Source organism: Acidobacteriota bacterium (assembly GCA_019347945.1).
Lineage (GTDB): Bacteria > Acidobacteriota > Thermoanaerobaculia > Gp7-AA8 > JAHWKK01 > JAHWKK01.
Map to the genome: position 1 here is coordinate 162,345 of JAHWKK010000006.1, position 12,731 is coordinate 175,075.

A 12,731-nucleotide genomic window follows, 5' to 3' on the forward strand; every position below is an offset into this window, starting at 1 on the left:
CAGTCATCTCCCTCCACCCCCGTCTGCCGGAGCCGCTTGCCAGTTCTTGTGATACACCCTTCCGTCCTCGAAGTAAACCGCCGCCGCGCTCCCGTCACTCCTTGGATAGATCCAGACCTGGTAAATTTTTCCGCTTCTCACCACCTGGCGCATCCAGTCGACCCTCGGGTAACCGAGCCGTTCGACGACCTCGGACTCCCTCATGCCCGCCGTAACGGAGTTGAACGCCGAAGGTTGCGCAAAGGCCCTTTCCCATGCCCGCTCGATTCTGTCGATCAACGCGGGATTGCCGGGATCGAGCTCGAGACCGCTCAAGTAGACCTCGATGGCACGATCGTACCGCGCGAGGAGGTTCGCGTAGCCATCGCCGAGAAGAAGCTTTTCTCTCACCCAGATCGCCGCGGCACGGGGGTCTCCAGTGGTCCGGTAATAATTCTCGAGCGCGCTCATGAACGGGATCCACACCGGTTCGAGCTGGCGTTGCAGGCTGACTGCCGAGGCGATGCGATCGCGTCTGGATCCGCTGTCGGTCTGGAATGCGTTCCGCGTCGCTTCGATACGCGAGTACGTCTGGGTCAGCTCCAACCACTCGGCGTCTTCCGGAGTCCGAACGGCTGATGAACAGGCCGGCAGGACGATCAGGCAGAAGAGAGTGAGGGCATACCGTTTCATGTTTTCAGCAGCGGCGCCACCACGCGATCGATCTCGCCCTGGAGCCTGGAGCCGAACTCCTGTCTGGTTTCGACGATCCATCCGTAGAGAAGCTGGTTCAGGACGTCATTTGCGGTTTCCCGACGGTTCTCGAGGCCCGACGCGACGAGGTTGTTGTACAGCTGATCGAAGTCGACCCTCGCCTCGTTGGTCATCGAGATCCCGCTGACGAACGGCATCCGGTCCGGTGCGAGGTGGCGCACCACACGGTCGACGAAATCCCACGTGTAATCGCCGATCTCGCGAAATACGATCTGAAAGAGCACCTGATAGATCGAGTTGTATTTTTCGACGAGGGCTTCAAGCTCGAACTCTTCTTCGTTGAGCCGCCGTTTCTCGCTGAGAGCTCCGGCTGCACTCTCGGTGATCAGACCTCCAGTGAAGAGCGCCCAGACCGTGCGGCAGGTCTCGAAATTCGACATGTAACTGCGCTGGCAGAGCTCATCGACGGTCAGCGGCTCGACGAGCATGGAGTAGATGTGGCTCTCCTTTTCAGTTACGTCGAGGGTGAACAGCTTCATGTCCGCGCGATCCGCCTGGGTCAGCCGGCCTCTGATTCTCTGGACGCCTCGATCGATCAGACTCCACATCTCAATGCCTTCGACGGCGTCGAGAACGAGACGCAGCGTATCGGCGCGATTGCGGATGATCTCGGGCGGCATCTCGGTGACGAAGTCGATCGAGTAGCGTCCGTTGCGAAAGGCGACTGCATCCTTGACGATCATCGTGGTCCGGCGCTGTTGTGCGAACATCAGCTCATCCCTGTTCATGAACTCGAGCTCGGTCAGCACGACCGACATCGACTTGCTCGGCGACATCTCTTCGGATGCTTTGCGAAACTGCTGAAGCGAAAGTTCTCCTCCTCGCAGAAGAACGGCTGCAAGGCTCAGATCGGGGTCGGAGCTGGCCGCGTAGACGATGTCGCCATCCTCGAAAAAGATCGTGTCATGGCGTTCGCCGCTCTCGAGCGACATCATCGCTGTCTCCGAGCTCGTGAGGAGGGATCGCATCAGGTCCGGGACGGTCGTTTCGTCCAGAGCTCCCTGAATCCCGAGGCCTTCGCTCATTACTCCATGGCTGCGACGCCGATTCCGTTCTTCGAAGCCGCCTTGACACGATACATCGCGTCATCGGCGCGGCGGAGCAGTTCCTCCTTTGTTCTCCCGTGCTGTGGAAACGACGCGATACCGAAACTTGCGGTCATCGAGACTTCGATCCCGTCACCCACTTTCAGCGGCTCTGCTGCGATCGCATTCCTCACACGCTCGGCCACGGCCTGCGCGGCGTCCTCGTCGGTCTGCGGCAGAATGATGCAGAACTCGTCCCCTCCGAATCGAACGACGCGGTCGATTCCCCGGACCGCCGAGAGAATCCGCTTCGCCACCTCCTGCAGGGTTCTCGAACCACTCATGTGACCGTGCCGGTCGTTGACTCCCTTGAGGTTGTCGAGATCGAGAAAGATGATGCTGAAGATCGTGCCGTACCGGGTACCTCGCTGAAGCTCCTGCGAAAGATACGTCTCGAGAAATCGCCTGTTGAACGCCCGCGTCAGATCGTCCTTCAGAGCGAGCTCGTTGCTTCGAGTCATGTGATAGGCACTCGACAGAATCAGAGTAACGATCCCGATCCATCGAGCCACCCGGTCTGCTCTGGCCGGAGAAACGTCAGCTCCCCCCGTCCATACCGCGAAGACACCGATCGGATCCTCGTCGCTCCGAAGCGGAACGACCAGCACCGTACGATCCTCCGAGAGCGACCAGTCCGCTTTCCCCTCGAGCGCTGCTTCGAGCGCCTCTACCGGAACGCCGGGAAGAAGCGATCCGTCGCTCTCATCACCGCCGTCATTCGACCAGACCGGGACGTACCGCTCCTCACTGGCGTCATAGATGAGCAGTCGGCCCCGGTCGAGTCCCAGAATCTCGAGCGAGATCGTTCCCACCTCGCGGAAGATGTCCTCGAGATCGGCGATCGACATCAGCCGTTCGACATCGTTCAACATCTCGGCCCTCAGGCTGAGCTCGCGGTTCCGGGTGTTCGCCTCTCCGAGGCACCAGAGAGTTTCCACCCAGGACGAGGGTGAGGCCCTGAACGAGCTGTCGGTGACCACGAGCTTGCCGGCGCTCGAGCTTCCTTCGCCCAATACGAGCAGAGCTCGAAGACTCGACACGAACGAGGGCGTTCGACCCGGCCCGATCATCCCGATCAGTTCATTGCCGGTAGCATCGTCCTCTCCGACGAAGGAAAACCCCTCACAGACCCCGGCGATCTCATCGATCGTGTCAACGAGCTCCTCCGCGAAGACTACCTTTCTCGGCACACTCATCCCTGCACTCATTCTAACCCGATCATCCCGTCCGGATGTTGAAGGAACCCCGGGCCGATCGGGCGGGGTAAGATCGCGAAGTGAGAGTTCTCGCGATCACCGACGCTGCTCGCTGGCCTTTCGATGCGCGGCTCGCTCGCCTCGACGGTCTCCAGGGATCTCCCGACTGGTCGGTGTCCGAGCATAGCGAAATGACGGCGCCGATTTCCCCCGGCTTTGATGTGATCATCGGCTACGGTTCGCGCGCGGTGGCAGGAAACGTCCCGAGGATGACGACGCGACCGCCGGAACCGGGCCCTTCGGGATGGTGGAGTCGGCTCCGAGGCCGCGGGGCACCCGAGGCGCTTCTCCTGACTGAGGGGCTCCCGCGGGCAAGATCCGGGCAAACCTTCGTTCTCCCGGAGGCGGTCGAGCCCGCGTTCTTCGAGTCATCGCGGCCGCCGGCTGGTGATTCGCTTCGGGTGGGCTGGAAAACCCGTCCGGCGCTCAATGAGCTGGTCTCGGGCCTCGCGAATCGGATTCAGCGCTTTCGGGACGATGTCGAGCTGGTCGCGCTGACCTCCCCGACTCCGGAAGAATTCGCCACCCTTGGCGTGTGGATCGATCCCGCAGTCGAGCCCGACGACTTCGATGGTCGCACTGCCGACGCGCTGGTTTTCGGACTCCCGGTCGTCGCGTCACGGACACCGATCAACGCCGTGCGGCTCGAGAATGGACGGAGCGGAACGCTCGTCCCTGCGGGAGATCCGAACGAGATGGTCCATGCGATCCTGAACGCCCTTTTCAAGCCCGAGCTCGTCCGATCGCGGCTCGAAGCAGCGATCCTCTCGAGGGACCGTTTCAGGCCCGAACATCGATTCCAGTTTCTTTCGTATGCTCTGGAAGCCGTGATCTCATGAACATCCTCACATCCCTTCCGTTCCGAGCCGCGACCATCGTTACCGCTGCTGAGGCAGCGAGCCGGAAGCTCGAGGTCGACGGCTGGCTCGTCGGGGGTACCGTCCGGGATCTGTTTCTCGAGCGAGCTCACGGGGTCGTCATCGATGCTCCGCTCGACCTCGATCTCGCTTTCACGGGACGCGTCGACGAGATCGCGAAACTGCTCGCCGACGAGCTTCACGGGGCGATCACACACCATCCGAACTTTCTGACGGCCACGGTGCACCTCGAAGACACGGCGGTCGATCTCACCACCACTCGTAGCGAGACCTATCCCCGGCCAGGAGCTCTTCCCGCCGTGTCGAAGTCAGGAATCGAGGCGGATCTCGCGCGGCGGGACTTCACGATCAACGCAATTGCCGCCAATCTCCGAACCGGTACGGTGATCGATCCCAGCGAAGGGCGTGAGGACGTCCGGGCGCGGGTGGTCCGAATCCTTCATCCGGCGAGTTTCCGTGACGATCCGACCCGGATCGACAGAGCGGCGCGTTTTGCGGCGCGGCTGGGCTTCGAGATCGAGCCGGAGACGCTCGAGCTCGCAAAAAAGGTCACACGACGCGGCGGTCGGGCAGATGTGAGCAGCCATCGGCTCTGGGCCGAGTTTCAACTGATCCTCCAGGAGAATGCGGCGGACCGTGCTCTCGAACTGATGGCGTCGATCGGTGCGTTGAGCGAACCGTGGGGAATCGCGGGCGAGCTGCCTCAGCCCATCGCCGGCGCGATCGCCCGCTCGATGGACCTGGAGATCCGCCGCGAATCCCGCGAGGCGGTCGTGGCCGGTCTCCTTGCAGGCGCCGGCGATTACCACGGCCTGGGAGGGCTTCCGTTGCCAGCGGCCAGGCGGGACCTCCTCTCGCGGATCGCCCGGGAGGCTCCCTCCGTCCGCGACTCCCTCCGCCACGCGAGCAGAGAGCAGAGTCTCAGGCTCGCGATCGAGCTTCCGGAAGAGCTTTTCACCGCGGCGGCGCTGCTCGGGGAGGACTCTGAGCGGCTGCTCGCCGAGGCGGCTCATGCTCGATCGGTCACTCTCCCGTTCACAGGCGCGGAGATCAGTGACCAGCCCGGGCCGCACATCGGGAAGGCGCTTCTGGATACCCGTGTGGCGGTGGCCTCGGGAAAGATCACGGTCGAGGAGGCGGAAGTGTTTGCCAGAAACGCGGCCGTGCGCTACCTTAGTTCTCAGTGAAGGGTGGGTTTGCAGTCATTGGCCTGATCGCCGCGGTTGCAGCGTCCGTCGCACACGGACAATCGCAAACCGAAGAGGAGATGCTTCCGGAGCTGGTGGGGGCCGAGCGGGTCAGGAGCTCGCCTGCAACCGAAAGCGGATCGCTCCCCTCCCCCTATCTCGACTACATCTCCCGCTCTCCCGGCGGCGTGCAGCATCTCGCCATGTTCCGTAACGGTCTGGTCGTGCTCTCGCTGACTCGCGGCAATCTGCAGTCGCGGAAGATGGTGATGTTTCCAGCCGAGGCGATCACGGAGTACGAAACGGTCCTGTCGACCAGCCGCCTGAAGGAAGCGCCTCGTATCCCCGGCCGCGGTACAGCGTCCAACCTTCGCGAGACGATACGCATCTACGATGCGGAAGGGACCGCGGTTGAACGGACTTACGATCCCTCCGTCATGCTCCCCGCCGACTTCGAGCGCCAGCGCGACCTTCTTCGCGAGCTCGTTCAGATCATCTGGCAGGATCGCGATCTCTCGAGTCCCTTTGCGGAGTATGCACCGGCAGCCGGTGACTTGCTGCTGGATCACGACCTCAACGTCTGGACCGTTCTGAGATACCACCAGGACTCCGGAATGATCGAGCTGGAAGACGAGCGACGGCTCACCCGCGCATTTCTCACGCTCGATCAACTCGACGAAGCTTTCGCCGGTCGTTACTCGACCGTCGCTGAGTGAAAGGGGTTCGGATCACGGGAGGCGAGCTGCGAGGGCGCAGGCTCAGGGCCGCGCGGAGTGGAACGAGGCCGACAACCGCCCGTGCGCGAGAAGCCTTTTTCAACATCGTCGGCGAGCGGATCTCCTCCGGAGGATCTTTTCTCGATCTCTTCGCCGGAACCGGCGTGATGTCGTTCGAGGCGGTGTCGCGGGGTGCTTCCCGCGTCGTGGCGGTCGAACGCGACCGTGCCGCTGCCCGCCAGCTGGAGGCGACGGCGGCGGAATGGGAGAGCCCGATCGAGGTCCTGAGGGAAGACGTCTACAAAGTCCTTCTCAGAGATCACGCTGGCTGGGACGTCGTCTATGCCGATCCCCCCTGGGACTTCGATCGATGGGGCCGGCTTCTCGAGCGCCTGGGAGCATTCAGCGGAATCGACGGTTCGACCATCGTCGCCGTCGAGCATCCATCCCGCAATGCTCTCGAGAGCGAGCGAGGTGGTCTCCGCCTCAGCCGATCGGCGAGCTGGGGAGACACCGCCATCTCATTTTACGAACGGACCCCGAAGAATGATTGATCAAACGCGGAATTTTGAGTCGATTTCCCAATTTGACCGAAGCGACCGAGATGCGCTCATTCAGGCTCTCGCGAGGAGCCGATGAGCCCAACCGTCAACGACACCACCGCATCCGTCCTGTTCGGCACCAACGACGACAACGTTCGAGCGATCGAGCGCGCGTTCGACGTTCGCATCAACATGCGAAACGGCGAGGTCCAGGTCGCCGGAGAGCCGGAGAAGGTATCCGTGGTCGAGCGCCTGATCGATCACCTTCAGATTCTCGAGCAACGGGGAATTTCGATCCGCCCGTCATCGATTCGGACCGCGATCCGCGTCCTGTCCGAAGACCCGGAGGCGGATGTCGTGGCATTTCTCGCGGGGGACGCCCTTTCGCCCGAAGTCTCGAGAATCGTCAAGCCGAGAACGGTAATGCAGCGCAGGTATCTCGAGGCGATCGAGAAGATGGACATGACCTTCTCGATCGGTCCTGCAGGCACGGGCAAGACCTTCCTCGCCGTCGCGGTCGCCGCCGCTCAGCTCAGCGAGAAGAAGGTCCGACGGATCATCCTCTGCCGGCCCGCCGTCGAGGCGGGGGAAAAACTCGGCTTTCTTCCGGGCGATCTCGCCGAGAAGATCAACCCGTATCTCCGTCCGCTCTACGACTCCCTCTACGACATCCTCGGGTTCGAGAGGGTCGGCAAGCTCATCGAGAAGAACGTCATCGAGGTCGCTCCTCTCGCATTCATGCGCGGGCGGACTCTCAGCGATGCATTCATCATTCTCGATGAAGCTCAGAACACCACGACCGAGCAGATGAAGATGTTTCTGACGCGAATGGGCTTCGGCTCCAAAGTCGTCGTCACCGGCGACATCACACAGATCGATCTTCCTGATGGTCGCAGAAGCGGACTCCGCGAGGCCTGGGCCACGCTCGAAGGTGTCGACGGGATCGAGTTCATCCATTTCACGCCGAAGGACGTCGTCAGGCATCCCCTCGTCGGACGAATCGTCCACGCCTACGATCTGAGGGAAGCGAGACGGAACACCCCGGACAATGCGGGTTGACGTCGTGGGCCGTTCGGTTCCCGGATTTCCCCGCCGCGAGATCCGCAAGTTCGTCAACCGTTGCTACAAGGCCCTCATCGAGCTCGGTGTCACGCCGGACGACCGACATACCGACGTGACCGTCTCGCTCCTGGGAGATTCCGTGATGGCCGAGCTCAATCATCGCTGGAGAGGCCGCGAGGGCTCGACCGACATCCTGACTTTTCCGTCCGACGAGGTCTCACCCGATGGTGCGCTCCGTCCGCTGGGCGATCTCGCGATCAGCCTGCCTCGCGCGCGGCGCCAGGCCGCCGATGAGAAGCATTCCCTTGCCACCGAGATCCGCTACCTTCTTCTTCACGGCATGATTCACGCCCTCGGATACGATCACGAAACCGACGATGGAGAAATGAGCTCACTCGAACTGGAAGCGCGTCGTCTCGTCGAGCTCTGAGAGCTCGAGGTTCGACGCTTGCGACTGAAGAAGGATGAGATCGCATAAAACCGAAGCGATCGTTCTGACGACGTGGCCCCAGAAGGAGCGCGACAAGCTGGTCGCTCTCCTCTCGAGAGAAAGGGGGCTGATGCGTGGCTGGGCGTATGGCGTGCGAGGCGCGAAGACGCGGTTCGGAGCATCGCTGGAGCCGCTGAGCCGCATCGTTCTGAATTATCGCGAGCGAGACGACGACGAGATCGTCCGGATCGAGTCTGCGGAGCTGGTCAGGTCGATGTTCGACGTTCAGCGCGACCTCAGGTCCAGCATCGCGCTCTCCTACGTCTCGGAAATGGTCATGACCTTCGCGCAGCCACAGGAGAACGGTGAGCTGTATTTCCGCATGCTCGACAGCATCTGTGAAGTGATGGCTCATGGAGCCGACCCGGTCAGAGTCGTGGCGTGGGCGGAGCTCTGGGTCACGAAGATCGGAGGCCTCTTTCCTTCGCTGAAGTCGTGCGCGGGCTGCGGCCGGCCACTCGTCCCTCCCCTTCGTTTCTCCGAGCCGGATGCCGGATTCGTCTGCCCTGAGTGCGCCGGCGTCCGGATGGCCACGATGCCGAACGCGGTCGCGAACGTCCTGTCGTCGATCTCTTCGATGTCGGTCGAGGCGTTTGCGGCGAACGAGATCCCGTCGCTCGATCTGTTCGACGCCCGGATGTTCATCGTCGACCTGCGTCGGCACTTCCTCGGGCACGAGCTGAAGTCGTGGGAAGCGTTGCAGTCGGCGCTGTGAGGAGGATATGAGGATATGAGGATGTGAGGATATGAGGGAGGGATTGTGGAACTGACCCGGGGGGATCAAAGAACCTGTCATCCTGTGAGTTAGAAACTGCGTATCAGGTCTTCGCCCTCGGAGCTGGAAAGACAGCTTTACGCGGCTAAAGACTGGAGCTCGGCGCAGGATCGATACGCTCGCGAGCCTCGGGACGCGATCGCGTTGCCGACTGCTCGCTTTTCTCCCTCGGAAAGGAAATTTCGTGACATCTTTCCGTGAGTCGTAGAAAGCTTGTGAGCCCGAAAATACGCGAGGAATCGACCTGACCCCCATTTTCGTCGCAAAAAAAGCCCCGGCGAGTCGCCGGGGCTTTTCGAATCTTCACAGCGGACGAAAACTTCAGAACCGGAATCCTACGGAGAACCTGTAGGTCAGCGGAAGCTGGTAGGCGCTGTCGTCATCCGCGAGACCGAAGTTCGGGTGCTTGACGTAGTGCACTCCTTCGACCGGCTTTTCGGTCATCGGATTGAATCGGGCGCAGCGAGATCCGTCCGCCTGACGGCACGCGGAGTTCCGGCTCGTGAAGACGGTGGTCCGAAGGCCGTCCGGGTCGTTGATGGCATCTTCGTCGAAGACATTCAACACATCTCCCTGCAGGAAGATCTCGAACCGTCCGATCGGGAGTCCATAGTTGACGGCGATGTCGGTCCTGGTCACGTCGTCGGTCCGGTATTCGCGCCCACCCTCGAAGAAGTAGGTCCCTGAAGTGGGCGGATCGATGTACCCGGGGTTCTCGATCCCACGGAGATCAATCGTGCCGGCTGCGAAGTACGGATACCCGCTGTGATACCGCTCCAGCAGCGACAAGTTGAAGTTTCCGATCGGGGTCGGCAGATCATAGGTGACCCAGATGCTGGCGCGGTGCTCGACGTCGCTCTCCATCGGCCTGACCGGGTTGTTCCATGAGCGATCGAGATACTCGGGAAAATGATCGATCGCGGCGATCGCATCCGTGGCGCTGTTCGACGATTCGCTATCCGCGTTGCCGCGCAGCTCCGACCAGGTGTAGTTGCCACCCACGTTTATCCGCCGGAGGAGACGGTAACCAGCCTGGAGCATAACGGCGTCGTAGGTCCGTTCGAGACCCGAGTCCCTGTTTCCGATCAGCTCGATGTCAAACTCGTTCCCCAGAGCATCGGATACCTTTCCAGTCGAGAGATTCGTCGAAGCGGTGTAGAAGTCTTCGAACTCTCGATTGATGTAATCGACACGGACGAAGCCGAGACTACCGACTCTCGCGCCGTATCCGATCGACCATTCCTTCGCTGTCGGGGAGCGAAGCTCTCCGTCGAGCTGGCTGCTGACACCCGGAACTCTGAAGCTTCTCGGGTGCTGGCAGTTCTGGAGCATCGCATCATAATCGTTCTGCGCGACCCCTCCACAGCTCTCATTGAAGAACCAGTCGAACACCATCGCCAGGACCACATCGGTCGTCAGCAGCTGGTCATCCGGCACGTCCGGACCATTGATCTCCGGCCCGCGGTAGAACCACTGGAACGCGGCCGGGGATCCGGCACTGGAGGTCGAATCGTTCTGGCCGTTGTCGATCTCGGCCACGTATTCACCATAGCCGAGGATCACTCGATGCCGCCCGTCACCACCGAGATCCCAGGTCGTTGAAAGACGGGGACTGAACGAGCTGTCGTCGGAGGTCTTTTTCCCGGCCTGATCGACGGTGTCGTTTGCATCGTAGCGTGCACCGATGTTGAAGCTCCAGCGATCACTGAGATCCCACCGGTCATTGATGAAGAATGACTTGACGGTCGTGTCCGACCGGAGGCTGCGGTTCAGCACCGGCCAGACCTGAAGAAAGGACTGATCCGGGTCGACATGGATGAAGGTGTCGGGTCCTCCGTTTGGATGACGGAAGTTGCCCCACAGGCGCCAGCCGCTGCCACCCTGCTCGTTGTTCTCCTCGCGAAGTTCTGCAAAGTCCTCGTATCCGGCTATGAGATTATGGGTGCCGTAGTCGGAGGTCGAAAGGAAGTACGTGCCCTTGAGCTGCATGTATTCATTGTCTCTGGTCTTGTCTGCACAGATCCCGCAGAAGGTCGGAGACCAGGCGCGCCGAAAGCCCGAAAAACTGCGAAGGATCGTTCCCTCGATCAGATCGGTTGTGTTTGCGCCGCTTCCAACGAACGCGAACTCGCGCTCGCTCCAGAGGAACTCGACCAGGAGGTTGTCGGCGAAGATGCCGCTGTAGCTCGCGGAAATGAGCGACTCCGGAAGATCGCGATCGTCGAGACTTCTGAGATCTGTGATGGAGCCGAAGGAATTGTTCCCCTGGAACCGCTCTCGATCCAGATAGGAGCCGATGATCGAATGATCCGCCGCCAGTTGAGCCGTCAGCTTGGCTTCGATCCTGTCCTCTTCCTGGGTCGTCGTGAATGGAATGTTCGTATCACGGGTATTGCGCGACCCACTGGTCTCGGCCATGCGGCCCGCGCCGAAGAACCACAGCCTGTCTCTCAGAACGAAGCCGCCCAGCGTTCCTTCGTAGACTTCGTTGATCTCGTCCAGGTGGTCGGCTTCTCCGGGGAACGGAGTCTTCTTCGTCCAATCGTCATTCGTGAACGAATCGCGCAGCGAGCCGGAAAACTGATTTCCACCCGACTTCGTGATCGTGTTGACGACCCCCCCGACGAAACGGCCGTACTCGGCGGAGATGTTTCCCGTCAGGACGGTGGTCTCGGCAATCGCGTCCTCGATGTAGACCGAGTGCGGCTGCCCTCGAATCGTGTCGTTTACGACCGCGCCATTCACTAGGTAGAGATTCTCGTACGACGGCGCTCCTGAGATGATCAACTGATCGTTCGGTCCCTCGCTGGAGACACCAGGAGCGAGCAGAGCGGCCGATGTGATCGTGCGATTGACCGGCAGGTTATCGAGCGTCTTCGCATCCATGTTGTGAGATACGGCGCTGGTCTCGATCACCGTCGGAGCTGCCGCCGTCACCGTGATCGCCTCCGCAAGCGCGGCAACGCTCATCGCAACATCCGCTCTCGATGTCTGCGCCAGGTTCACCTGAACCACCCGCTGGACCGTCGCGAGACCGGCCAGCTCGTAGGTGATCGTGTAACTTCCAGGTGGCAGGGCTGGAAAGTTGAAGGCGCCGTTCTCATTCGTCACTGCCGTCTTGACGCCCTGAAGCGCCGGGGAGGATAGCGTGACGGTCACACCCGGAAGAGCAGCCCCTTCACTCGTCACGAACCCTGTGAGGGTCCCCGTGGTCTGTTGCGCCACGAGGTTCGTGGCGGCCAGTAGTACTGCAACGATGCACAACACAACTTTACTGCGCATTGAAATACCTCCGTATGGTTGACCTGAGCTGCCGAAACGACCCGTAGGAAATCGATCCCTTGCAGCGCTCCTCCTCGGTCGAAACTTCCGACCTGTGACTGAAGTATACCCGTGCCCGGCTTCACCTTGTACCGAGGCACCGACTAGCGGAATTCATCAGCAGGGACCAGACCAGGAGGACACCTGGGCCAAGCCACTGAGAAATTGGAGATTCCGAAGAGATCTATCCAGGCGAATCCAAATTCCCGAAGATCTACGCGATCGGCGAGTGCGCCCTGTACGCAGGGCGCATCTTCGGCCTCGTCTCGCCGGGATACCAGATGGCCCGAGTGGCCGCCGACCGCGTCCTCGGAGGCGAGGCCGCCTTCACCGGCGCCTCGTTCTGGGGTCCGTTCGTCGAGCGCGCGCACGCCGCCGACATCACTCGTCTCAGCGACTGGCTGAGCGACACCGGGCGGATCGTCGCCGAGCAGTTCGCTCGGCGCGGGCCGCGCTCGACTCGACCCGCCGAGACGCCGCTCTCAACCTCGCCGATGGACGCCTTCATCCATCCCGTCCGCGACTCAATCCGCGCGCGCGCCTACGGCCTGAAGAACCGCGAGCGCACCAACAGGACGCTGATGCTCATGCAGCTGCACGCCAACCGCCAGGACGACGAGCGTGCCTACGTCAAGCACATCCGCGATTGGCTTGAGGCAAACCAGG

12 protein-coding genes are annotated in these 12,731 nt (G+C 61.5%); 8 read left to right on the forward strand and 4 right to left on the reverse strand.

Annotated features, from left to right (window positions below; genetic code table 11):
* Positions 1 to 3: 3 nt before the first annotated feature.
* The 3 genes from KY459_06005 to KY459_06015 are packed head-to-tail and all read right to left on the reverse strand — an operon-like array spanning position 4 to position 3,034.
* Entirely contained in the window at positions 4 to 672 is a 669-nt protein-coding gene (locus tag KY459_06005; GenBank protein ID MBW3564259.1) for a hypothetical protein, read from the reverse strand.
* Positions 669 to 1,778 (reverse strand): DUF4388 domain-containing protein, encoded by a 1,110-nt coding sequence (locus KY459_06010; GenBank protein MBW3564260.1) that lies wholly within the window; start codon positions 1,776 to 1,778, stop codon positions 669 to 671. The genes KY459_06005 and KY459_06010 overlap by 4 nt, the downstream gene beginning before the upstream one ends.
* Positions 1,778 to 3,034 (reverse strand): sensor domain-containing diguanylate cyclase, encoded by a 1,257-nt coding sequence (locus KY459_06015; protein MBW3564261.1) that lies wholly within the window; start codon positions 3,032 to 3,034, stop codon positions 1,778 to 1,780. The genes KY459_06010 and KY459_06015 overlap by 1 nt, the downstream gene beginning before the upstream one ends.
* Before the next feature lie 80 nt (positions 3,035 to 3,114).
* Here KY459_06015 and KY459_06020 point away from each other — a divergent pair, with 80 nt between their 5' ends.
* The 7 genes from KY459_06020 to recO all read left to right on the forward strand — a co-directional run bounded on the left by KY459_06020 (position 3,115) and on the right by recO (position 8,684).
* Positions 3,115 to 3,933, forward strand: coding sequence for a glycosyltransferase (locus tag KY459_06020; protein MBW3564262.1), 819 nt, complete (start codon positions 3,115 to 3,117; stop codon positions 3,931 to 3,933).
* Positions 3,930 to 5,159 carry a hypothetical protein gene (locus tag KY459_06025; protein MBW3564263.1) on the forward strand — a complete coding sequence of 410 codons (1,230 nt, stop codon included), beginning with the start codon at positions 3,930 to 3,932 and terminating at the stop codon, positions 5,157 to 5,159. The genes KY459_06020 and KY459_06025 overlap by 4 nt, the downstream gene beginning before the upstream one ends.
* Positions 5,156 to 5,875, forward strand: coding sequence for a hypothetical protein (locus KY459_06030; GenBank protein ID MBW3564264.1), 720 nt, complete (start codon positions 5,156 to 5,158; stop codon positions 5,873 to 5,875). The genes KY459_06025 and KY459_06030 overlap by 4 nt, the downstream gene beginning before the upstream one ends.
* Entirely contained in the window at positions 5,872 to 6,429 is a 558-nt protein-coding gene (rsmD, locus tag KY459_06035) for a 16S rRNA (guanine(966)-N(2))-methyltransferase RsmD (protein ID MBW3564265.1), read from the forward strand. Before KY459_06030 ends, rsmD begins: the two co-directional genes overlap by 4 nt.
* A gap of 81 nt (positions 6,430 to 6,510) precedes the next feature.
* Positions 6,511 to 7,476, forward strand: coding sequence for a PhoH family protein (locus KY459_06040; protein ID MBW3564266.1), 966 nt, complete (start codon positions 6,511 to 6,513; stop codon positions 7,474 to 7,476).
* The gene (ybeY, locus tag KY459_06045; protein ID MBW3564267.1) at positions 7,466 to 7,909 is read left to right on the forward strand and encodes an rRNA maturation RNase YbeY; all 444 of its coding nucleotides are present in this window, start codon (positions 7,466 to 7,468) and stop codon (positions 7,907 to 7,909) included. Before KY459_06040 ends, ybeY begins: the two co-directional genes overlap by 11 nt.
* 34 nt (positions 7,910 to 7,943) lie before the next feature.
* A complete protein-coding gene (recO, locus tag KY459_06050) occupies positions 7,944 to 8,684 on the forward strand; it encodes a DNA repair protein RecO (GenBank protein ID MBW3564268.1) in 741 nt (246 codons plus the stop codon).
* A gap of 381 nt (positions 8,685 to 9,065) precedes the next feature.
* Here the strand turns inward: recO and KY459_06055 are convergent, their stop codons facing one another.
* On the reverse strand, positions 9,066 to 12,026 hold the full coding sequence (locus KY459_06055; protein MBW3564269.1) for a TonB-dependent receptor: 2,961 nt from the start codon (positions 12,024 to 12,026) through the stop codon (positions 9,066 to 9,068).
* 320 nt (positions 12,027 to 12,346) lie between these two features.
* Between KY459_06055 and KY459_06060 the strand changes: the two genes are divergently transcribed.
* Positions 12,347 to 12,731, forward strand: a 385-nt coding sequence (locus tag KY459_06060) for a hypothetical protein (GenBank protein ID MBW3564270.1), incomplete at its 3' end; no start/stop codon positions are given.

What these genes read in the sequence shown, in the direction of transcription:
- KY459_06005 (MBW3564259.1), bottom strand. Translation starts at nt 672, where the DNA reads ATGAAACGGTATGCCCTCACTCTCTTCTGCCTGATCGTCCTGCCGGCC.
- KY459_06010 (MBW3564260.1), bottom strand. Translation starts at nt 1,778, where the DNA reads ATGAGCGAAGGCCTCGGGATTCAGGGAGCTCTGGACGAAACGACCGTC.
- KY459_06015 (MBW3564261.1), bottom strand. Translation starts at nt 3,034, where the DNA reads ATGAGTGTGCCGAGAAAGGTAGTCTTCGCGGAGGAGCTCGTTGACACG.
- KY459_06025 (MBW3564263.1), top strand. Translation starts at nt 3,930, where the DNA reads ATGAACATCCTCACATCCCTTCCGTTCCGAGCCGCGACCATCGTTACC.
- KY459_06040 (MBW3564266.1), top strand. Translation starts at nt 6,511, where the DNA reads ATGAGCCCAACCGTCAACGACACCACCGCATCCGTCCTGTTCGGCACC.
- ybeY (MBW3564267.1), top strand. Translation starts at nt 7,466, where the DNA reads ATGCGGGTTGACGTCGTGGGCCGTTCGGTTCCCGGATTTCCCCGCCGC.
- recO (MBW3564268.1), top strand. Translation starts at nt 7,944, where the DNA reads ATGAGATCGCATAAAACCGAAGCGATCGTTCTGACGACGTGGCCCCAG.
- KY459_06055 (MBW3564269.1), bottom strand. Translation starts at nt 12,026, where the DNA reads ATGCGCAGTAAAGTTGTGTTGTGCATCGTTGCAGTACTACTGGCCGCC.